The sequence below is a fragment of the Caballeronia humi genome (assembly GCF_001544475.1).
In the GTDB taxonomy this organism is placed as follows: Bacteria; Pseudomonadota; Gammaproteobacteria; order Burkholderiales; family Burkholderiaceae; genus Caballeronia; species Caballeronia humi.
On the sequence record NZ_FCNW02000032.1, the window covers coordinates 22,736 to 43,914 of the forward strand.

General features: G+C 61.8%; 23 protein-coding genes, 1 tRNA gene and 1 pseudogene. 10 read left to right on the top strand and 15 right to left on the bottom strand.

The features are described 5' to 3' along the window. Positions 1-12: 12 nt before the first annotated feature. Positions 13-105 (top strand) — tRNA-Sec (locus AWB65_RS36410). Positions 106-313: 208 nt separating this feature from the next. Here AWB65_RS36410 and AWB65_RS23700 read toward each other — a convergent pair. The 5 genes and pseudogenes from AWB65_RS23700 to AWB65_RS23720 form a co-directional block, all read right to left on the bottom strand. After that, positions 314-887: pseudogene (locus tag AWB65_RS23700) on the bottom strand (SDR family NAD(P)-dependent oxidoreductase). Positions 888-916: 29 nt separating this feature from the next. Further along, positions 917-1,318, bottom strand: coding sequence for a nuclear transport factor 2 family protein (locus tag AWB65_RS23705; RefSeq protein WP_087669467.1), 402 nt, complete (start codon positions 1,316-1,318; stop codon positions 917-919). Between the two features lie 86 nt (positions 1,319-1,404). After that, a complete protein-coding gene (locus AWB65_RS23710; RefSeq protein WP_087669468.1) occupies positions 1,405-2,310 on the bottom strand; it encodes a LysR family transcriptional regulator in 906 nt (301 codons plus the stop codon). 85 nt (positions 2,311-2,395) lie between these two features. Further along, the gene (locus AWB65_RS23715; RefSeq protein WP_087669469.1) at positions 2,396-2,725 is read right to left on the bottom strand and encodes a DMT family transporter; all 330 of its coding nucleotides are present in this window, start codon (positions 2,723-2,725) and stop codon (positions 2,396-2,398) included. Beyond that, positions 2,722-3,411 (bottom strand): glutathione S-transferase family protein, encoded by a 690-nt coding sequence (locus AWB65_RS23720; RefSeq protein WP_087669470.1) that lies wholly within the window; start codon positions 3,409-3,411, stop codon positions 2,722-2,724. Before AWB65_RS23720 ends, AWB65_RS23715 begins: the two co-directional genes overlap by 4 nt. A 119-nt stretch (positions 3,412-3,530) precedes the next feature. Here AWB65_RS23720 and AWB65_RS23725 point away from each other — a divergent pair, with 119 nt between their 5' ends. Then, positions 3,531-4,442, top strand: coding sequence for a LysR family transcriptional regulator (locus tag AWB65_RS23725; protein WP_087669471.1), 912 nt, complete (start codon positions 3,531-3,533; stop codon positions 4,440-4,442). A gap of 103 nt (positions 4,443-4,545) precedes the next feature. Here the strand turns inward: AWB65_RS23725 and AWB65_RS23730 are convergent, their stop codons facing one another. Next, entirely contained in the window at positions 4,546-5,223 is a 678-nt protein-coding gene (locus AWB65_RS23730) for a type 1 glutamine amidotransferase domain-containing protein (protein ID WP_087669472.1), read from the bottom strand. Between the two features lie 271 nt (positions 5,224-5,494). On the opposite strand from AWB65_RS23730, the gene AWB65_RS23735 reads away from it, so the two are divergent. Then, positions 5,495-6,133 (top strand): VOC family protein, encoded by a 639-nt coding sequence (locus AWB65_RS23735; protein ID WP_087669473.1) that lies wholly within the window; start codon positions 5,495-5,497, stop codon positions 6,131-6,133. 4 nt (positions 6,134-6,137) lie between these two features. Here AWB65_RS23735 and AWB65_RS23740 read toward each other — a convergent pair whose 3' ends face one another. The 3 genes from AWB65_RS23740 to AWB65_RS23750 form a co-directional block, all read right to left on the bottom strand. Further along, entirely contained in the window at positions 6,138-6,683 is a 546-nt protein-coding gene (locus AWB65_RS23740; RefSeq protein ID WP_087669474.1) for a carbonic anhydrase, read from the bottom strand. A gap of 23 nt (positions 6,684-6,706) precedes the next feature. Then, entirely contained in the window at positions 6,707-7,453 is a 747-nt protein-coding gene (locus AWB65_RS23745; RefSeq protein WP_087669475.1) for an SDR family NAD(P)-dependent oxidoreductase, read from the bottom strand. A gap of 158 nt (positions 7,454-7,611) precedes the next feature. Beyond that, positions 7,612-8,484, bottom strand: coding sequence for an NmrA family NAD(P)-binding protein (locus AWB65_RS23750; RefSeq protein WP_087669476.1), 873 nt, complete (start codon positions 8,482-8,484; stop codon positions 7,612-7,614). A gap of 256 nt (positions 8,485-8,740) precedes the next feature. Here AWB65_RS23750 and AWB65_RS23755 point away from each other — a divergent pair, with 256 nt between their 5' ends. From AWB65_RS23755 to AWB65_RS23765, 3 genes are all read left to right on the top strand, one after another. Beyond that, positions 8,741-9,649, top strand: coding sequence for a LysR family transcriptional regulator (locus AWB65_RS23755; protein WP_087669477.1), 909 nt, complete (start codon positions 8,741-8,743; stop codon positions 9,647-9,649). A gap of 35 nt (positions 9,650-9,684) precedes the next feature. Then, on the top strand, positions 9,685-10,890 hold the full coding sequence (locus tag AWB65_RS23760) for a mechanosensitive ion channel family protein (protein WP_087669478.1): 1,206 nt from the start codon (positions 9,685-9,687) through the stop codon (positions 10,888-10,890). 256 nt (positions 10,891-11,146) lie between these two features. Next, positions 11,147-11,473 carry a hypothetical protein gene (locus tag AWB65_RS23765; RefSeq protein WP_087669503.1) on the top strand — a complete coding sequence of 109 codons (327 nt, stop codon included), beginning with the start codon at positions 11,147-11,149 and terminating at the stop codon, positions 11,471-11,473. 128 nt (positions 11,474-11,601) lie between these two features. Here the strand turns inward: AWB65_RS23765 and AWB65_RS23770 are convergent, their stop codons facing one another. Next, positions 11,602-13,362, bottom strand: coding sequence for a tannase/feruloyl esterase family alpha/beta hydrolase (locus AWB65_RS23770; RefSeq protein ID WP_087669479.1), 1,761 nt, complete (start codon positions 13,360-13,362; stop codon positions 11,602-11,604). Positions 13,363-14,054: 692 nt separating this feature from the next. Here AWB65_RS23770 and AWB65_RS23775 point away from each other — a divergent pair. Genes AWB65_RS23775 through AWB65_RS23785 form a run of 3 tightly spaced genes read left to right on the top strand, consistent with a single transcriptional unit; the run spans position 14,055 to position 16,968 of the window. Continuing rightward, positions 14,055-14,600, top strand: coding sequence for a hypothetical protein (locus AWB65_RS23775; RefSeq protein ID WP_200821779.1), 546 nt, complete (start codon positions 14,055-14,057; stop codon positions 14,598-14,600). An 18-nt stretch (positions 14,601-14,618) separates the two neighbouring features. Continuing rightward, positions 14,619-15,077, top strand: coding sequence for a Fis family transcriptional regulator (locus tag AWB65_RS36700; protein ID WP_200821780.1), 459 nt, complete (start codon positions 14,619-14,621; stop codon positions 15,075-15,077). Between the two features lie 34 nt (positions 15,078-15,111). Further along, positions 15,112-16,968: an FUSC family protein gene (locus AWB65_RS23785; RefSeq protein ID WP_087669481.1), complete on the top strand. Its 1,857-nt coding sequence runs from the start codon at positions 15,112-15,114 to the stop codon at positions 16,966-16,968. Here AWB65_RS23785 and hpaC read toward each other — a convergent pair. Next, on the bottom strand, positions 16,935-17,474 hold the full coding sequence (gene hpaC / locus AWB65_RS23790) for a 4-hydroxyphenylacetate 3-monooxygenase, reductase component (protein ID WP_087658301.1): 540 nt from the start codon (positions 17,472-17,474) through the stop codon (positions 16,935-16,937). The two genes, AWB65_RS23785 and hpaC, sit on opposite strands and share 34 nt — an antisense overlap. A 286-nt stretch (positions 17,475-17,760) precedes the next feature. Here hpaC and AWB65_RS23795 point away from each other — a divergent pair, with 286 nt between their 5' ends. Further along, positions 17,761-18,393, top strand: a complete 633-nt coding sequence (locus tag AWB65_RS23795; protein WP_087669505.1) for a response regulator transcription factor — start codon at positions 17,761-17,763, stop codon at positions 18,391-18,393. A 2-nt stretch (positions 18,394-18,395) separates the two neighbouring features. On the opposite strand, the gene AWB65_RS23800 is transcribed toward AWB65_RS23795, so the two are convergent. Genes AWB65_RS23800 through AWB65_RS23815 form a run of 4 tightly spaced genes read right to left on the bottom strand, consistent with a single transcriptional unit; the run spans position 18,396 to position 21,157 of the window. Beyond that, positions 18,396-19,139 carry an SDR family NAD(P)-dependent oxidoreductase gene (locus AWB65_RS23800; RefSeq protein ID WP_087669482.1) on the bottom strand — a complete coding sequence of 248 codons (744 nt, stop codon included), beginning with the start codon at positions 19,137-19,139 and terminating at the stop codon, positions 18,396-18,398. Then, positions 19,129-20,283, bottom strand: coding sequence for an amidase (locus tag AWB65_RS23805; RefSeq protein ID WP_087669483.1), 1,155 nt, complete (start codon positions 20,281-20,283; stop codon positions 19,129-19,131). Before AWB65_RS23805 ends, AWB65_RS23800 begins: the two co-directional genes overlap by 11 nt. Continuing rightward, positions 20,280-20,789 (bottom strand): nuclear transport factor 2 family protein, encoded by a 510-nt coding sequence (locus AWB65_RS23810; RefSeq protein ID WP_087669484.1) that lies wholly within the window; start codon positions 20,787-20,789, stop codon positions 20,280-20,282. The genes AWB65_RS23805 and AWB65_RS23810 overlap by 4 nt, the downstream gene beginning before the upstream one ends. Then, a complete protein-coding gene (locus tag AWB65_RS23815) occupies positions 20,786-21,157 on the bottom strand; it encodes a hypothetical protein (protein WP_087669485.1) in 372 nt (123 codons plus the stop codon). Before AWB65_RS23815 ends, AWB65_RS23810 begins: the two co-directional genes overlap by 4 nt. Positions 21,158-21,179 lie beyond the last annotated feature (22 nt).

The window sequence follows — 21,179 nt, forward strand, 5'->3', positions numbered from 1 at the left end:
TTTCTAATTGCAGGAAGGCATCCGTATCCGGTGGTGCGGCTGGGCTTCAAACCCAGTAGGGGGCGTCAGCCGCTCCCTGGTAGGTTCGACTCCTGCTGCCTTCCGCCCGTTCAACCAAGTCGATTGTTCCGATCGCGCCAGCCCCCATAGCGTCTACATAAGCGATCACCAGGCGCCTACGATGACACTGCCGTTGTAAGTGTGGAGTGGCGCACGAATGCCGAAGGCATGGGCTGTCCGATATGCGCTAACGGGGTCGATCAGCGAATGTCGACCCCATCCGGCTAACGATACGGAATTATCGAGGGTGTCTTCATCCCGCGAACAACTCCAGCGCCTGCGCATTGAAACTGGCGACGAACGCGTGTTCGCCCGGACCCGGATTCGCGCGCATGGGCTTAGCCACGTCGACGAGAATCTCGTCGGCATCTGTCGCGAGCGCGTCGAAGGTCTCTTTGATGAACGCATCGAGCGGAACTCGTGTACGCGACCACCGCGTCTTCCTTCGACTTCAGGTGATCGATCAGCGCGGCGGTCATGCGCATCGGACCCATCAGGTTGGTCTCGATGGTCGAGACCATCAACGCGTCGTCGATGCGGCCAGCCGCTTCATCCGGCTGCATGATGCCCGCATTGTTGATCAGCACGTTCAGGTCGGGATAGTCCGCGATGAGTTGCGTCGCCGCACGCGCGATGCTCTGCGGATCAGTGATGTCGAGTTCGATCGATGCCATGCCGGGATTCGCGGCGATCACGTCGTCGAGGTGAGCGCGCCGGCGGCCGCTGATGATGACCTTGTTGCCGCGTCGATGAAATGCTTCGGCCAGTCCGCGTCCGATGCCTGAGCCGCCGCCTGTGATGAAGATCGTGTTGCCGGTGAGTTTCATGATGTTTCCTTCGGTAAACGCGGGAGATTTCATTCGGGAAAGCGATCGCCGAACATCGGCAGGCCGCTGACGGATTGCGCGCGCGTCGCTTCGTCCTGCAGCACGTCCCAGTGCTCGGCGAGCTTGCCGTCTTCGAAACGGATGACGTCGGCGGCGATCCACGCGGCCGTCCGCCCGTTGCCGGAGAAGCGGCCGTGTGCGATCACGTAATCGCCCTCGGCGACGATCAACTGGTTTTCGTAGCGAAGCGTGTCGGGCAGCGTGCGGATCAGGTCGAACAGGCCGTCGCGGCCCGGCGCGATGTGGGCGCTGTGCTGGATGTAGCGGTCGGACCAGAAGCGTTCGGCGGCGGTGTAGTCGCGCTGGTTGAAGAGTGTGTCGAAGGCTTCCAGAACGAATGCCTTGGTCTGCTCGGGGGTCGTTGTGCTCATGTCGGTCTCGTTTGAAGGTTGAGAGGCATGAGACGAAAGATAGGCCCGCCGCGAGACGGCCGGTAGCTGACGATTTACGCTATCTGTTATGTATCGGATGCATGAATCACGCGGTGGCGAAACCCGGCGGTGAGATGTTCGATAACGGCGCGACCGGCGGCACGGGTCGCGCGGCCCATCGGGAAATACGCGTGTACGGGGATGTCGTCGGTTTTCCAGTCGGACAGGAGCCGCACGAGCGAACCGTCCTCCAGTTCGCGGCGGCACGCCCATTCGCTCGTCGACGTGATGCCGAAGCCAGCCGCCGCCGCCGCGACCGCGCCTTCGTTTTCGTTCGTCGAAAAATGCGCTTCGAGATCGACGGCCATCTCCAGTTCGCCCCGCCGGAATTTCCATCCGCTAGGCACGACCGATGCCGGACCGCCGACGATCCGGTGCCGCGTCAGCTCTTCAGGCGTGGCAGGCTCGCCGTGCCGCAGCACATAGCCCGGCGACGCGACGACGACGCGTTCGATCTGCGTCATCAGCGTCGCGGTGGCACTGGAATCGGCCAGCCGGCCAAGGCGGATCGCGACATCGACGGCTTCTTTCACGAGATCCTGCGGACGGTCACCGAGCAGGAATTGAAGGCGCAGGCCGGGATGCCGTTCGACGAAACCGGCGAGGCGCGGAATGATTTCGCGGATCGCGACGCTGCTCGGCATGCTCATGCGCAACATGCCGCGCAACTCGCCGGTGTCGCGCACGCTGTGCTCGGCTTCGTCGAGCGCGACCAGAATCGGATCGATGCGCGAAAGGAATTCGGCGCCCGCTTCCGTCAGCACGACCGCGCGCGTGGTGCGCGACAAGAGACGCACACCCAGTTCGCTTTCAAGATCGGCGATGATCCGCGAGGCCTGCGATTGCGACAAACCGCACTCCCGCGCCGCCGCCGAAAAGCTGCCGAGCCGCGCGACGCGTGTGTACAGCTTGAGCGAAAAGATGTCCTTCACAGGGCGCGTCCGGTCGGCGATGAACCTGTGGAAGGCTAGCCGATTGATGCGCAATCTGCAAATGCGGGAGGGTCGCAATGTCAGATCACGGCGGCGCCTGCTTGAGCGCGACGATGCCGGCGACGACCAGCGCCGCCCCGCCCACGCGAAGCGCGCTCAGCGACTCGCCGAACAGCATGACGCCGATAAGCACGGTTCCGAGTGCGCCGATGCCGGTCCAGACCGCATACGCGCTGCCCACCGGCAACACGGTCAGCACCTTCCCGAGCAGAAAGACAAACGCGCCGAGCAGGACGAGGGAGAGCGCCGTCCACCCGGGGCGCGTGTAGCCCTGCGCGAACTTCATCGAGACCGCCCACGCGACGTCGAGCAAACCCGACAGGATCAGCACTAGCCAGGCCACGCTCTGGCTCACGGCTGCCTCACTTCGGTAGAGCGAAGGAGATACGCGTTGCGCTCGATCAAAAAGGCGCGAAGGCGTTCGGCATAGTCGTCGGGGACGGCGGCGATTACGCTGGCCCGGCGCGCAAGTTCCCGTCGCCACGCCGAGACCTTCGGCGTATCGCCGAAGACGTTCAGGTCGGCGATTTCGTCGAATACGTCGAAATAGCGGAAGACCGGTGCGAACACCGCATCGACCATGCTGAAGTCGCGGCCGGCAAACCACGGGCCTTCTGCCAGCGAGCGTTCGACGACCCTGAACCGGTCTTTGAGCCTCTCGACTTGCGTGTGGTGAGTGGCGGTATCGGTGGCGATTTCCAGTTTCCAGATTTCGTTCAGAATCGACGATCCGAACTCGACCCATCCACGATGCCGTGCGCGCTCCAATGGGTCGGCGGGGTGCATCGGCCGGCCGGGCTGGGTTTCGTACAGGTACTCGCAGATCACGGCGCTCTCGAAGAGCACCTGATCGCGCTGGACGATCAGCAGCGGAACCTTGCCGAGCGGCGAGATGGCTTCGAACCATGCTGGCTTGTCCGCGAGGTCGATGTAGCGCCGCTCGAAGTTCGCGCCTTTCTCCGCGAGGACGATGGCGGCGCGTTGCACGTACGGGCAAAGCGGATGACTGACGAGCGTGAGCGGCTGGGTTTCGATCTTCATTTGAATTCCCTTGGAATGGAGACTTGACAAAATCAGGTTAGCGATTGCGCCCAGGCAAGTCAATTGTCGAAGCGAAAGCCGCGCTTGCAGCGATGCAAGCGATGAACTAGCCTATCTTCATGGACGACTGGAACGAACTTCGCCTCGTACTCGCCGTGCAACGCGGCGGTGGTCTTACGGCCGCGTCAGAGGCAATGGGCATCGATCACTCGACCGCCTTTCGACGCCTCAAGGCGCTTGAAGCGCGGCTCGGCGTGCGTCTCTTCGAGCGTCTGCCCAACGGCGTCTATCAGGCAACCGAGGCGGGCGCGCGCATCGCTGCCGGCGCGGAACGCATGGAAGATGAATTCCTCGCGCTTAACCGGGACGTCGCCGGTGGTGATCATCGGTTGAGCGGGCGGCTGCGAGTAACCTCGTCCGAGACGCTGGCCTACAGTCTGCTCACCGCGCACCTTGCCGCTTTGCGCCAGGCGCATCCGGGCATCGTCGTGGAGTTGTCGATCGACAATCGTGTGCTCAGCCTGTCGCGTCGGGAAGCTGATATCGCGCTGCGCCCGGTTCGGCCGAAGGAGGGCGAACTGTGGGGCCGGAAGCTCGCTGGCGTCGCATGGGCACTGTATGCCGCTCCCGCGTATCTCGCGGAAAACAGCGGCCTGTCGCGATCCGGCGAACTCGACGGTCACGCGCTGATCGGCTGGGACGAGGCGGCGCCGGCTATCGCAGCGGCCGAGTGGCTCGCACGATCGGCGACGTCGGCTTCAGTCGTGTACCGGACGAACAGCCTCGTGAACCAGCTCATCGCGGCCCGCACGGGCATCGGCCTTGCGCTGCTGCCGTGCTATCTCGGCGACAGCGATGGCGGCGTCGTCCGCGTGAGCGGGGAGCCGGTCGCGGCGCTGCAAGGCGAACTGTGGATCGTCACGCATGGCGATCTCAAGAAGACCGCCAGGGTTCGCGCGTTCTTCGATCTCGTGGGAGAAGGACTCGCGAGCCAGCGCGATCTCTTCGAGGGCAGGCGCTCAAGTAACTAGCCGTCACTCAGCATCTCCTTGCCTCCTGGTTTTAGAACGATCTCGACAGGATCAGAGGGAATTTGATGCTGCGTCGGCGACCGTTCGGTTCGCGACGCGCCAACTATCCGTGCAACACCTTCAGTAAATCCTTCGCAACGGATTCGGACGATGCGGGGTTCTGTCCCGTGATCAGACGGCCATCGATGATCGACAGGGGCTGCCAGTCATCCACCTTCTCGAAGCGGCCACCGAGCCGCTTCAATTCGTCTTCGACGAGAAACGGCACGATCTTGGTGAGACCGACCGCCTCTTCTTCCGAATTGGTGAAGCCGGATACGCGCTTGCCTTTGACGAGCGGTTCGCCGTTCACCTTGACGTGACGCAGCACGCCCGGCGCATGACACACTAGAGCGACCGTTTTGCCGGATTCGTAGAAGCGCTCGATGAGCGAGATCGAATGCGGGTCCTCGGCGAGATCCCACAGGGGGCCGTGACCGCCTGGGTAGAACACGGCGTCGTAGTCGTCGGCCTTGATATCGGCGAGCACGGCGGTCGTGGCGAGTACACGTTGCGCGGCGGGATCGCCCTTGAAGCGTTCGGTAAGCGCCGTTTGGCCTTCGGGCGTGTCGCTCTTCGGGTCCAGAGGCGGCTGACCGCCCTTCGGTGAGCTGACCGTGACATCGACGCCCGCGTCCACGAACGTGAAATAGGGCGCTGCAAATTCTTCCAGCCAGAAACCGGTCTTCTTGCCCGTGTTGCCGAGCTGGTCATGCGAAGTAAGCACCATCAGTATTTTCATGGTCGTCGCTCCGTCCAATAGTGGTTCCATCCACGCGAACCGCGTGGTGAAACTACTATAGGCGCCCAATACGATAGTTTTGGGTTGAATGCCGTGTGCCTGATGCTATAAAAAGAACAGTGCCGAATACAAGCCAAGCGCACGACGTATCGATGCGCTTACAACACTGCTTCGATGGTCTTTCTTCCGCTCGCGTCTGTTTCGCCTGGACACGAAGCGTCTCTCCCAGCCATTTCATTCGTTCTGATTCGCCAATCAGAAGGAGATCGACATGAGCAATACGCAGACGCAGATCGACATGAAACTCGAGGTCGTCGTCATTCCCGTGGCGGACGTGGATCGCGCAAAGCAGTTCTATGCGAGCCTGGGCTGGCGACTCGATGTCGATATCGACAAGGACGCCCAGTTTCGGGTCGTTCATTTCACGCCGCCCGGATCGCAGTGCTCGCTTTTGTTCGGCAAGGGCGTCACGACAGAAACGCCCGGCTCGGTGCAAGGGCTGCACCTGATCGTGTCCGACGTTGTCGCAGCGCGCGATGAACTCGTGAGTCGTGGCGTCGACGTCAGTGAAGTGTTCCATGACGTTGGCGGCTTGTTCCATCATGCCGGCAAAGAGGGACGCTTGAGCGGCCCGCATCCGGAGCGGGCGAGCTACGCTTCGTTCGCCTCGTTCAGCGATCCCGATGGAAACGGCTGGGTCTTCCAGGAAGTGACCACCCGGTTCCCCGGAAGAGTCGATACGGCCAACACGACATTCGCATCGCGGACGGAACTCGCAGGTGCGCTCCGCCGCGCTGCGGCCGCGCACGGTGAGCACGAGAAGCTGACGGGCAAGCACGATGAGAACTGGCCGGACTGGTACGCGGATTTCGTCGTTCGCGAGCAGGCCGGCACGCAATCGTCCACATGAGCGGCTAGTCCGCTTCGACGCGCAGCGGTGCCGAAGGAACGACTGTCTCCACGAGGCCGGTCTTTACATCGTAGACGAGACCGGTCACCGTGAACGCGGCCGGAAGATTCGGGTTCGCCTTGAGCGAGGCGATATCGAGCGCGACTGCCTTGTACGGATCGGTGATCGCGAGGTCGTCGAGTTTGTCCTCCGCGACACCCATATGCTTCGCCAGCAGCTTCGGCGCGTGATGGTAGCAGCCGGCGATGCCGCAATCGGTATGTTGCAGCACCACCAGGTTCCAGCCGGCGCCCACATCTTCGCCAGCCGATCGCGATACGGTGCGCAGGATTGCCATCGTTTCCAGCAGCGCCGGATTCACCCGCCCGCCGACGTTGCGAATGACCGCCGCTTCGCCCGACTTCAGTTTGAGCACGTCCATCGGATCGACGCGAGGGTCCACGCAGCCGACGATCATCGTGCGGCGCGACGGCAGCATTTTCAGGTCGGCGGAGAAGCCGGTTTGCGCGAACTCGGCATTGCGGCTCGCGAGCGTTTCGAGAAAGTCCATGATTGCCTCTGTTGGTTGAATTTTCAGGCGCGTTGCGGCAGCCGTTGGGACATCACCGCCTGCAAGCCCTTCGGGTCCTTGATGAACGCCGCGTGAATGCCGCGCGACTGATTGCCTGCGACGATCTCGTCGTTGGTGCCAGCCTCGATTGCGTCGAGCGCATCACCAACGACTTCCTGCGGCGTCATCCGTGGCTCGGGCAGCTTCGCGCCCATTTCGGTTTCCGTCTGAACGGCGAGCACGCCAACCACCTGTGTACCTTGCGCGCCCAGTTCCGCGCGCACGCTGCGCGTGAGAGACAAGCCCGCCGCCTTCGAAGCCGAGTAGGTCGCGGCGACCGGCAGGCTGACCAGCGAGAGCATCGACAGCATGTTGATCAGCGCGCCGCCGCCTTTGCTCGCGAGGATCGGAGCGAACGCACGGGTCAGCGCCAGCGTGCCGAAGTAGTTGACGTCCATCTCGCGACGGGCGTCGTCGATGGAATGAGCCGAGATCGCACCTTCGAACGCGGCGTAACCGGCGTTGTTGATCAGGAGCGTCACGTCCGATGCGATGGCGGCGGCTGCGGCGACCTGATCGGGATCGGTGACATCGAGCGGCAACGGTACGAGGCGACGGTCGCCATCCTTGAGCAGTTCCTTGAGCGACGTGGTGTCGCGCGCGGCGACGTAAATCTTTGAAGCGCCGCGCTTCAGCAGTTCGGCGACGTACACGCGCCCGATGCCACGGTTGGCGCCAGTAACAAGAGCGACGGATTGAGCGATTTTCATGATGATGACCTTTTGAAGTTAAGAGAGGTAAGGGGTGGTTCCGCTTGCTTGGGCTCAACTATCGTCTATCGCCGAAGCGCCCGGTAGCCGCTCTTTCCAGCTATGACTTATCCTGGAACAGCATGGATAACGTCGAGCGGCGGCCGGGCTGCGTTTGCTTAACGCTCGATGACGAACTTCGAGAGATTCGCCTTGATGAATTGCTCGACCGTCGTCAGCGGCTGGCCGATGATCTCCGTGCCGGTGCTGTCGGTGCCTGCCAGCAGGCCCTCCTGCTGATCGATCGTGACGGCTTCGAAGTGCCGGCGCATCGCATCGGCATCCTGGAGGCCGAACAGTTCGAGGAACGTCGAGACGGTGACATGCTCGTACGGCATGTTCTTGCCCAGCACGCGACTCACTTCGGCGGCGAGTTCCTCATGGCTGTATTCGACGGGGCCGTGCAGCGGCAGCGCCTTGCCGACGTAAGGGGCCGGATTGGCGACGATGCCCGCGACGATGCGCGCAATGTCACTGCCCGCGATAGGCGCAAAGCGGCTGTCCTTGTTGTACGGCATCACGTAACGGCCGTAGCGGATTTGCGGCGCGATGTAGAGCAGCCATTCGGCAAAGAACGTCACGCGCAGATGCACCGACGGCACGCCGGACCAGTTGAAGATCTGCTCAGAGAGCCAGTGATTCTGCGTCGCCTTGCTGCGTGCAGCAGGCCGAGACTGCTTGTGCGACATGTTGACGATCAGCTCCAGGTCCTGCTCTTTCGCGGCCTGCGCGAAAATCACGGCCGCTTCGACCAGTCCTTCGGCGAGCGGAAAGACAAAATACGCGCGCTGGACGCCATTCATGGCGAGGCGGATATCACGCAGGCTCTTCATGTCGCCGAATACGACTTCGGCGCCGAGATCGCGCAGCCGTTGCGCGCGATGATCGTCTTGGCGCACCAGTGCGCGGACATGAAAACCTTTTTCGAGCAGACGTTCGACGGTCGGACGGCCGGTGTCACCAGACGCGCCGGTTACGAGGACTGTGGTCATATCAATTACTCCGGATACGAAGTCGCGGCCTTAAAAAAAACGGCTGACTTCGGTTGCAGGGCTGTCGAGGCATCGGAATCAGGGCCCTTGCGTGACTCCGATCAAGGTTTGGCAATCGATGCCGAACCACGCCGACAATTTGGCGTCTGCGCTTCGATTTCGGTAGCCGGTGAATTCGGCTAACATTTATGCTGGCCGAGCATCGGTGCGGTGGCTCGCCGGCTCGCCGGCTGTTTCGTCGGAAGAAGGAGGGAGCTTGAAGGACGTCCTGACGTTCAGGCTTTACACCCGCGTCGCCCGGCTCGGCAGCTTTTCGGCGGCTGCGCGGGAATGCGGCCTGGCGCAATCGCAAGTGTCGCGGATGATCGCTGAACTCGAAGCGGGCCTCGGCGCCCGCTTGCTCACGCGGACCACGCGCGCCGTCGTGCCGACCGAAGCGGGCCTCGAATTTCTCGCGCGCATGGAGCCGATTCTGGCGGCGATCGACGACGCGGAGAACAGCGTCCGCGAGACGGGCGAACTGCGCGGCGTGCTGCGCCTCGCCATGCCTTCGACGATGGCCATTTGCGTGATCATGCCGCGCCTGTCGGCCTTCACTGAGCGTCACCCATTGCTCAAGGTCGAGATCATGCTCGACGACCGGTGGCAGGACATGATTCGCGAAGCGGTCGATGTCGGCATCCGCGTGGGCAGTCTGCCGGACTCCGCGGGCACGGCTAAGCTGATCGGAACGATGCATCGCGTGGTCGTTGCTTCGCGTGATTATCTGGACCGGCATGGCACGCCGCTGCTGCCGGAGGACATTGCCAGGCATCGTGTCGTGGGCGGACCGGCCGGGTCGCATGTGTCGTCGTGGCAATTCGAACGCGAGGGCGAGACGACGTCGATCGACGTGCAACCGCACGTTTCCACTAACGACACGGCGGGTGCGCTGGCTGCGGCGGCAGCCGGCCTCGGCGTCGTCTCGACGACATCGTGGGCATGTCGATCGCAAATCGAAGAGGGCACGCTCGTGCGCCTGCTGCCCGAATGGAACATGGCGCAACTCCCTGTGCATGCGTATTTCCCGATGGGGCGAGCCACCCGTCTTGCTGCCCGCGCGTTCGTCGAATTCATCGCGGACGAGTTGAAGAACGGACCTCGCGATTTCATAGCCGCAGCGTAGTCACCAACATCGGTTCGCCGTAACCCGGAGTGTCCATGTTCGACAAGTACTTGCGTATCGAAAGCGGCCCGGACTGGCATCACTTCTACGTCTACACGGATAGTTGGTTCGTTGCGATGTTGCTCGTGGTCGCCCTGTTGCTTGCGATCTTTCTGGCAAGTGCGATCTGCTATTACGTGACGCGCTCGGTCATGTTGTTGATCGTGAGCCGCCTCGCACGCAAGCAAGGGCGTAAATGGCTGAGCGCCGCCGAGCGGCATCGCGTGTTCCACCGGCTCGCACCGCTCGTGCCGGCGGGGATCATCTATGCGTCTGCGCCGCTGCTTTCCGGCCTCACGTTTCCCTTGATCGCAGCGCTCGGACGGCCATTGGCGATCATCGCGGCGTGCTACATGGTCTACACGCTGCTGCGCGCGGCGCTTGCGTTGCGTGACAGCATCGACGAGCGCTATAGCCACTTTCCGTCCGCAAGCGAAAGGCCGATCAAGAGCTTCCTGCAGATCGCGACCATCGTCGTTTATCTAATCGCGCTGATCGCCATCGTCTCGTTGCTGATGGAGCGTTCGCCCGTCTATCTCCTCACGGGCTTAAGCGCGATCACGGCGCTTCTCATCATCATCTTTCGCGACTCGCTGCTCGGCTTCGTCGCCAGCATCCAGCTCGCGGCCTACGACATGTTGCGCGTGGGCGACTGGATCGAAGTGCCGGGGTTCATTGCAGACGGCACGGTGATCGATATCGCGCTGAATACGATCAAGGTGCGCAACTTCGACAACACCATCGTGATGTTGCCAAGCCAGGTGCTTCTCGCGAACAGCGTGAAGAACTGGCGCGGCATGATCGAGTCGGGCGGCAGGCGTCTGAGGCACGCGATTCATTTCGACGCGGACACGATCCGCTTTCCCGACGAAGCGTTGCTCGCGCGTTTGCATGAAACGATCCAACGGCCGCTCGTGTTGCCCGAAGGTGAGCTTCGCACGAACCTCGGCTTGTATCGGCGCTACCTGAGCGCCTACTTCGGGGATCATCCGGCAGTGCGGCGCGACATGCCGCTCGTGATCCGGCAAGTGCAGTCGAGAGAGCCCGTCGTCGCACTGGAGATCTGCCTCTATATCGACGAGATACGCTGGGAGCTTTACGAGAGCCTGCAATCGGACATGCTCGATCACGCTTATGGGGTCGTGCCGCTTTTTGGCCTGCGGTGTTGGCAGCGGGAACGGGGGGTGTCAGTAGCGTCGTAATGATGACGGTAAGGCGCACCTTACCAAACGAGTGGGTGATGAAAGGTCGCGAGAGATGTAGAGTCAAAGGCCCGGCACCCGGCTTGAGCGCAAGTATTCATCGTCCTTGGTATCTAGCGAATCAGGAAAGCCGCGCGCTGCGGCGCACAACGTTTCGAAGCGGATAGGGACACGCGGCACGGTGTTTGCTGCGCTCATGAGCAAGCAGGCGAAGACCGTCTGCCTCTTTATTCCAGTCCGAAAGGAGGAACGGATCATGAGCAAGGCAATGAGCATGTTAATTGCAGCCGTCGCTACCCTTGCGCTCTCAGGCGGTGCTTATGCGCAGTCAGCAGGAGGCTCGAGCGGTGCGGGTTCGGCGGGTAGCACGGCCAGCCCGTCGAACCAGATGAACGGAGCAACAGGTGCAACGGGCGGCTACGGCGCACCGAGCGGCACCAACTCAGACAGTGGCATGGGCGCCAAGGCGCCGAACTCGGGGCTGCCGAGCACGAACAGCAATTCAACGTCTGGCAACAGCGCTCCCAAGAGCAACAACACGCTGGCGACCCCGAGCGTGGTGTCACCGGCCGCAGGCCAGTAACGGCTTCAATCGCGTAGCAGTTTAGATCCGAGCCCTGAGATTGCGTCAAAGCACACCTGAAAGCGATAGGCCCTCTCCGCTTGCTTGAGTGCAGGAGGAGAGGGCATTTCGTTTGAATCTCGCTTAACTTAAGGCGCCGCTACACCCTGCGTCTTCGGGCTATATGACGTGTAAAAGCTGGCCCCGGCCCACGCTGGCGCAACGTCGTTGTATAACGGCGCACCTTGCGTGTAGTTGGCGCTGTTATGCCAGTCCCCCGTACCGGTGTACTTCGCGACAGCCGGATACGGATACACGGGACGCGAGGCCGTCACGACATTCGACGCATCCGTCTGGTAAGTCGTAACCGCATTCGGTGCGGATCCCTGCTCGACCCAACCAGTGATCTGCGAGACCAGATCGATGTTTGGGAAGCCCTCGCCGCCGCCACAGTGCGCGACGCCCGGCACTACGTAGAGACGTGCGAACTCGTCCGCAGCCGATTCACCCATCGTGCTCTTCAACGCCTGGTAATAGGCAATCGTGAAGAGCGGCGAGATGTGCTGGTCGGCCCAGCCGTGCCAGAGGATCAGCTTGCCACCCGTCTGCTTGAACGCTGAAAGATCCGGACTCGTCGCGTCGTTGAGCGGGTGATTCGCTTGAAGATAATTCGCGTAAAAACTCGCATCGCGATAGCCGAATGTGTCGATGTCAGGCATCGTCGGCGAACCCGTGAAGATCAGGTTGTAGGCACCCGTGACGATCGTGTAGCTGAAAAGGCTCGTCACGGGAACAGCGGCGGCCGTCGAGTTCGTCGTCGGCACTTCCACGCCGACCCAGTTCGCTTCGGACCCATACTGCGGCGAGCCTGCGAGCATCTTGACGCCCGTGTTGGCATCCGTCGGGCCGGTATAGATCTTGGTGGCCGTCGCGACTTCTGCCGCCGTCAGGCAACTGCTCGTGTCCGATGCGCTCGCGCCGCACTGGATCGATGCGGGATCGAAATGGCAGGTGCGCGGATCGGCGAGAAGGCCGTCGGGCACGCCGGCCTGTCCACCGCATGCGGCAACCACTGCCTTGTGAAGCACCAGTGCCTTGTCGGCGTACAGCACGGCTTTACCTGCGCTCGTGCCCGTCGTGCTGTTCGACTCGACGCTCCAGCCGTGATACAGCGAGTTCTGAATCTGGAAGTGCGCGGCTGGGGCGCCTACGACGATGCCGTTGTAGTCGGACGGGTAACGTTGCGCCGCCATCAGCCCTTCGCGCCCGCCATCGGAGCAGCCAACGAAGTACGAATACTTCTGCGCTTGCCCGTAGTAAGCCTGAATGAGCTTCTTCGCAGTGAGCGTCGTGATGTGCTGTCCGCGATAGGCGAAGTCAGCCTGCTTTTGCGGGTCCGTGGTCCACGCTGAACTCTGGCCCGAGTGGCCCATGTCCGTCGCCGCGGTGACGAAGCCGCCTTGCTGCACGAGCGGACAGGTGTAGCTGAAGCTGAACGAGGTTTGCTTGGTCGGGTCGTTCAGGTTGCCGCACAGGCCGCCGCAGCCCAGTTCCGCGAAGCGTTGAGTCCAGGTGTTCACCGGCAGGGCCACCTCGAATGTGTTCGACGGCGCAAGCGTGCCCTTGACGGCGCAGAAGGATACCGAAGCTCCGTTGATGGTAGCGGTCGTCACCGTCGCGGAAGTGATCGAACTGCCGGCCCCGCCGATGTCGGTGATGTCCAACGCGGCAAGCTTCGAGCAATCGACAGCGGGCTTGACCACGGCCAATGGCGTATTGCTCGAACTGCTGCTACCGCCGCCGCACGCGGTGACAATGGCAGTCGTGACGCAAATGACGGCTAGTGTTAGCAGCGAGCCAGCTCGTGTGGGTCTGCGCGAAAGGCGCGCGATGGAATCCAGAACTCTCATACTTGTCTCCTTGAAGTGAGTCTTCTATGGGCTGCAACGGATTGACACTCGATTTCTGGATTTGCGAAGACCTCATGTTTGAGTTTCGATTAGCGGTGGTCTTTTGAGAGACGCTGTTCCGCTTAAGGGCGATTCGCTGCTGGCGGATGTGAACGTACCCGGATCAAACGGCCGGGAAAGAGAGGGTTAACCATTGAGTTAGCTTCACTGGAGGCGGCGAGTCCTCCGGCGTGGCGGTCGATACACCTTGCATGCGTGGGCTTCGGGATGCCTTTAGGCGACGGTTCTGATCCACTGGCGATCGACTACGGCGATAAGCAAATTAGATAGGTGCGAAAAGCGTTCGAAAAAATGGAGGTGTCGCAGGCCCCCGCTGCTTGCTATCACCGCGCACCGGCATTGCAGGCCTTCCTGTTGCGAATTCATTCACGGGGTATCTGATTTGCTTATCGCGATGCGATCGATCAAGCCATCGAAGAAAGCCTTTCGATAACCTGTCAGCATACGTCAACGCTGTTGCAGGAAAGCCTTCGTTGTCTCAATCCCGGACAGAAGTCACCTTGATTGACTGAGATTCTTGCCATTCCATCTGGTTAACCCGCTCTATTGAGTCCCGAGGTCGTTTGGCTATCTTCGAAACCTACTGAAGACACATCCATCATCAAGGCAGGATTCACCAGAGGGAGATACCTATGGACAGCAACATCAGAACAAGCGGCAACGACTTCGACAAGCGCTTCGCATCGAGTGCAGACATCAGTCCACGACTTGACGCGATAGTCCGTGCCGGCGTGGCGGGCGGACTGACAGGCGCGATCATCATCTGGATTTACGAGGCACTGATCTGGGTGGGCGCGCAACACTTGATGTCCCTCGCAGGCATTCCGCGCAATGCCACGGGGCTTGTGTTCGGGAAGGCGTTTCAGGAGTCGATCGGCGTCTGGGCGTATGTGATCGGCACAGGGATTCACTTTGTCTTTGCGATTGGCTGGGGCATCTTGTTCGCCATGATCTGGCCGTACTTTCGCCGTCGCGGATATGAAGCGACGTTCGTCGCTTTGTTCTACGCGATCCTCGCGTGGATCGTGATGCATGTCGCGATCGCCATCGCCTCTGACAATCATCCGAATTACCTCGATCCGGTCGTGATCATCGGAGGGTTCATGTCGCACTTTTGCTTTACGGTTCCGCTGGCGCTGACCGTCAAGAGAATGCTCGCCAAGGGAACGGCCTCGTAAGCATGCGCCAAGGTCGATGTGAAACACGCCATGGAGGAACTCACGCAAACTGCGCCCTATGCCCGCGCCATGACATTGCCGGTAGCGCCGGCTATAGCCACCGAGCTTGCGCTCGTCTATCACGTGATTCTGGAAGCCATGCGTGGTGGCTATGGCAACGAAGCGCATTTGGGAAGCATGCTGCAACTCACGATAAGGACGCTGCTCATCGGCGAAAAAGGGCGCGTCAGGCTGAAGCAGCATGTGTTTCGCGAGGCACAGAACGGGATCGTGCGCTGCCGGCTGGCTGGAATGCGGACGGGGAGCTGGACGCCGGACCCGGCAACCTACGAGACGCTATGCGAAGTCCTCGCGACGTTCGACCGGCAACTGGCGGTGACGCCGTTCTACGAATTCATGCTGGTCAATGAGGAGGTGAACGCGTCGATCGCGCGCCGCAAAGCGAAGGCGGCGAAGAAGGACGCGAAGTCCGGTTAGACTCGGGGCACGTCATCCTCGCAGGTGCCCGCGCATGAAAGACCCGCTTCGCTCGACGTCGGACACGCAAGCGCCGCCTCGGCGTTCGTTCGAGCCGCGCGCGCTGTTCAGCTTTCGCAAGTCGGGACCGCGCTTACCGGTCGCGTGCCGCGCTGCGTTCAGTGTCGGGTTGCCTGTCGCCATCGGCTGGGCGCTTGGCGATGTATCGGCCGGACTGATGGCGACGATCGGTGCGCTCACGTCGTTGTACGCATCGGACCGGCCGTATGCGAATCGCGCGTGGCTCCTTGCGGGCATAGCACTCGCGTTCAGCGTGATCGTTACGCTCGGCGTTTGGGCTCAGCAATGGCCCGTCCTGGCGGTGCCGCTCGTCGTCGTCATCGCGATGGCCGCGACCTTCGTCTGCCACTCGCTCAGAATAGGCCCGCCTGGCGCCTACATGTTCTCGTTGGCGTGCGCCGCTGCCACGGCCATCCCGGTTCCCGTCGATCGGGTCGGTTGGCTCGTGCTCGGCGGAGGAGGGGTGTCATGGCTCGTTCACATGTCCGGGGCGCTGATTGCGCCGAGGGGACCGGAGACCTCGGCAGTCGCCGCCGCTGCGCAAGCGGTGGCAAGGTTCGCGCAGGCTTCGGACATCGGCGCGAAAGACCGCGCACGTCATGAGGCAGCGTTGGCGCTCCATGACGCCTGGGCAGCGCTTGTCACTTTTCAGCCTGCGAACGGACGCACGGATAAGGCGCTCACGCGTTTGCGGGCGCAGAATCGCGAACTGCATTTGATCTTTGCAGCGTGCGTCAGCGCCGACGATTCGCTTGTCGCGACCTCGGAGGCACTGGCTAAGCGAGCGCGCGAGATCGGCTCGGAGATCAACTCCACAAACGAACATGGTACTGAAGTTCAGCTTCCGCTAGGGCGACTGCGAACGTCGCATTTGCTACTGGAAAACCTGACGCTTCACTCGCCGGCAGCGAAAGTGACAATGCGCGTCGGCATAGCCGTGGCGATTGCCGGCTTGATCGGCGCGGCTTTGAGTCTGGAGCGCGCTTACTGGGCGATGGCGTCGGCCGTACTCGTGTTGCACATGGGCCTCGATTGGGCGCGAACCTTGCAGCGAGGACTGGAACGAACCGTCGGCACATTGATCGGCCTCGTTCTTGCCAGTGCGATTCTCGCCATTCATCCCACAGGCCTGTGGCTCGTCGCGACGTTGATGTGCCTCCAGTTTCTCATCGAGATGCTGGTTACGCGCAACTACGCGTTGGCCGTCGTGTTCGTTACCTGTATCGCCTTGGTGATCGCCTCCGACGACCACGCATTGCGTGATCCGGCGGCTCTGCTCTGGGCACGTGCGATTGATACCGTCATTGGTTGTGGCGTGGGCCTGCTCGTTCATGCGCTCTTCGGACCGCGAGGTGCTCCTGTCTCGTTGCGTCAGCAGATCGTCCGGACGTTGGCAACCGCGCAGACCGCACTCGATCACCTTGCCGCAGGCGATGTGACATCGAATGAAGCGTTACGCGTGCGGCTCGAACTTCAGCATCGAATTTTCAGACTGGTGACATCCTATGAAGCGGGTACCGGTGGCTTCGCGCGCGATCCAGCCGCCGACGAGTGTATGTGGCCAACCGTCGTCGCCACGCAAAGGCTAGGCTACAAGATTCTCGCCGCTTGCTGGTCTATCGAATCGGAAGGCGTGTCTTCTTCTGCGACTCTCACGGGAGATGAACTCGCGAACGTCAACGCAGCGCTTTCCGAAATCATGACGTCAGTGCATAACGGTAACGGCCCGAACGCGCTTCACGAATTGCCCGATCTTCTCGACGACGAAATACGTGATCTAAGCGACTCTCTCGTTGCCTACCGTTCCACACCCGCGCGCGGAACGCGATGAAAATTCCGCCCGAAGTAGATCAACCCGTCACCCTCGTCGCGCACGCTGATCTCGTTCGTCTGCACAAAGATCACGGAATGCGAACCCACTTCCTTCGCCTCGACGATGGTGCCCTGCAAGCTCGCAAGCGCATCGCGCAGGACCGGCACGCCATGCGAGCCCTCGTCCCACAGTGGCAGCGAGAAGCGCTCGTCCATCGAAAGCTGCGTGAGGCCCGCGAAGTGACGCGCGGTTTCCTCGCGATGCGCGGGCAGTACGTTGATGCAGACATGCCGATTGCGCACGAACGCTGCGTGCATCGAGCTCGACCGGTTCAGGCACACGAGCAGTGTCGGCGGCGCATCGGTGACGGAGCACACGGCGCTCGCCGTGATGCCGCAGCGCCCGAATGGGCCGTTGGTGGTCACCACGTTCACTGCCGCGCCCAGATGTGCCATCGCCTGGCGAAACTGCTGGCGGGCCGGCTCGATGTCGGGGCGTGATGCTTGAAGGGGCAGGGCGGACATGTCGGTGTCTCCGGTTTTGTTCGTATCCATGTTATTTATCAGATTGCGATTCAAGCGTACGCGGCGAAGCGCACGAAGGAAATCCGCATGATTGGCCCATGTACCCGGCATCGCTACCGAGCGCACTAAAGGTTTTACCGACCCTTCGCTCGCAAGCGTTGGAAAGGCCTTTGCTAGCGGATTCCGGCTGGTTATCATGAAGCTCCAGAAAAACGACGACCTTGCCAAGAGACCGCCGAACTCCACGGCGCGCACGGTCCCGATGTCAATCGAAAGAGTCCTTGCAATGAATCCTCCCGCTCCCGTGGTGTATATCGTCGATGACGACAACGGCATGCGCACCTCGCTTGCGTGGCTGCTTGAATCGGTGGGCGTGAAATCGGAAGGCTTTGCGAGCGCGGCGGAATTCCTGCGCGCGTTCGACGTGAACAAGCCCGCATGCCTCGTGCTCGACGTGCGCATGCCCGAAGTCAGCGGCTTCGAGGTGCAGTCCGAGTTGAACCGACGCGGCGCGACCCTGCCGATCATCTTCGTGAGCGGTCACGGCGACATTCCGATGTCGGTGCGTGCGTTGCAGCACGGTGCGATCGACTTCGTCGAGAAACCGTATAACTCGCAGCAGATGCTCGAGCGTGTGCAACGCGCGATAAAACTCGCGACGCAGCGCCACGCGAAGGATCAGCGCAAGCGTGAACTGCGCGAGCGTGTCGAGTCGCTCACGGCACGCGAAAAGGAAGTGCTGCGCGGTGTGATCGAAGGCAAGGGCAGCAAGCGCATCGCTGCCGACCTGTCGATCAGCGTAAAGACCGTGGATGTGCACCGCGCGAGCATCAAGGAGAAGCTCGGCGCGGCATCGATCGCGGCGCTCGTGCGCGACGTGCTCGAAGTGTGGAGCCCACCAGGCGACGAGCGCGCCTGATCTCAACGCATGTAGAGGCCGCCGTTCACGTCCCAGCACGCGCCGTTGGCAAAGTACGCATCCGCTGAGGCTAACAGCACCGCGACGTCCGCAATGTACGCGGCCGAACCCAGCTTGCCCACTGGAATGCCCGCGATCACTTTTTCGAGCTTCTCCGCGGGTACGCTTTCGTGGACGATAGGCAGATCGAGCGGTCCCGGCGAAATCGCGTTGACGGTCACGCCATGCGCCGCGAGATCGCGCGCGAAGACTTTCGTAAGCGTAATCGCGCCGCCTTTCGCGGCCGCGTAGTGCGCGCCGGTCGCCGAGCCGCCATTCTGTCCCGCGAGCGACGCGATGTTCACGATGCGCCCCGCGCCGCGATTCGCGAAGTGCTGGCCGAACACCTGGCAGCCGAAAAGGACGCTGCGCAAGTTGATATCGATGACCTGATCGAATTGCTCGGCGGTGATCTCCATCGCCGGGACGACTTTCGATGCGCCCGCGTTGTTGATGAGTGCATCGATGGCGCCCCAGCGTTCGAGCAGCGCATCGCGTGCCGCTTCGAAGTCCGCTTTCGATGCAACGTCGAGCTTGATCGCGCATGCGCTCGATTCGTCCTTGCTCAACTCGCGCGCCAGTGCTTGCGCGGCTTCGATGGCGATATCGGCCAATGCGACCTTGTACCCCGCTTCGTGAAAGCGCCGGGCGACGACAGCGCCCAATCCGCGCGCTGCGCCTGTGATGAGCACGACTCTATTCGACATAATTTCCTTTGGGCATGTTGAGTTTCGTTAGGCAGGCGGCGACGGCGCAGACTTTTTCGTCCGCACCCTTGCGTCCTACGACCTGCAAGCCCGCCTTGAGCGAGGTGCCAACGACCGGCACCGGAATGCTCAACGCCGGATGGCCGCTTAGATTGAACGGCCGAATCAGCGACGACATGGCGATGACCGACGTCCCTGCGCGCGCCGCTTCGAGCGTGATGGGAAATGTTGGGAGCGTGGGCAATATGAGCACATCCACATCGTCGAGCTCGCGATCCACTGACGCCGTGAACATGCGTCTCACACGTTCTGCGGCGTCAACGTCGACGGCTGACGTGTTCGACGCAGCGCGCAATCGCGCAACGAGATCCGCGCCGAGCTTGCCCGTATCGACGAGATGGCCGAACGCGCGCCACGTCTCCGCGTTAATGACAGCGAGACCCGCGACGAAAGCGTCGTTCATCGCATCGAGTTCGACGGAGCGCGATGCGAAGCCAGCACGATGCACAGCCGATTCGACCGCCCTCAAAATATCCGCATCAGCTTGCACTGCGACGATACCCACGCGCGCCTTCGACGCATCCGCGCGCGCAGCACGAGTATCGAACGTGGGATCGATGGCCGTCATCACGTCGATCAGTACATGCATCTCGCGCGAGAACGGGCCAACGCAATCGAGCGTCGTCTCCTTCGGTGCGACGCCGACGCGCGACACGCGTCCGAACGTCGGCTTGAATCCGATCACGCCACAGCACGCGGCCGGGCCGCGCACGGAGCCGCCTGTGTCGGTGCCGAGCGCGGCATCAGCGAGACCGAAGCCGACCGCCGATGCAGAACCGCTCGACGATCCACCCGGAATACGCGACATGTCCTGCGGATTTCGCGGCGTACCGGTGAAGTCGTTGATCCCCGTCATGCCGAACGCGAGTTCATGCATGTTGGTCTTGCCGTTGATTCGCCAGCCTGCATCGAGCAGTCGCTGAACGACTTCGGCATGCTCGGCAGCGGCGGGTTGGTCCGCGAGCGCGCGGCATGCGGCTGTCGTCGGATAGCCCGCGATGTCGATACTGTCCTTGATGGCGATAGTTGGCGCATCCTCGCGCGCACGCGTGCGCAGATCGAATTCGCTGATAAAAGCGCTCATGCGGTGTTTCCTTGTCGCGGGTTGATTTGCCACGGCGCATCGAAAAGACGCTCTGTGCGGAAGTGCTGGATCAGCCAGATGCCACGCGATGCACGCGCGAAATCGATTTGCAGGCGCGCCGCGATCAACTCGGCCTTTTCATCGACATAGCCCGAGGCTTGCAACATGATCCAGCGGCCCTTTGCGATGCTTCCCTCGACCTCGATATGCTCGGACGTGAGGAAGTGCACGTTGGTGGCGAAATGCGGCGTGGGCGGGAGATATCGCTGCAACATCCCGACGATTTGCGCAGGCCCGGTCAATCGGCCGAACTTGGAAGCGTATTGCGGACCGATGCCTTCCCACACTGCATCTTCAGCGAAGAGCTCCGCAAGCGTTTCACCAGCGAGCGCATGCACGGGTACGTCGCATAGCGCCATATAGCGCGCAATGGTCGCGCGCACCGCGTTCTGCGCTTCGAGCGCATCGAGGCGAGCCTGCAACGCTTCGATGGTCGACGGGTTCATGACGTCGCAGCCGGCGGGACAGCCAACGCGCGGCCTACGCGCGCTTCGATCTTGCCGTAGCGCCACAGGTTGTACTCGCCGACGGGCGTCGTGCGATACAGATTGCATACGGCGACCGCCGTATCGAAATCAGCGACGTCGGCCATGATGTAGAAGGTCCACGGCGCACCGTCCGACTGGCCGACGACGAGCCGGTCGTCGTCCATCACGCCGAGCACGCGCACGTTTTCCATCGCTTCGATGGCGCTCAGCATCTTGCCGTACGCCTGCCACACTTCGCCGATATGCTCGCGCGGCAAGTCGAAGAAGTTCTGCGTGACGCCGCAGCAGAACAGCACGCGCAAGGGCAGGGATCGATTGTCGTTCATGAAGAAAACTCCTTGTTTCAAG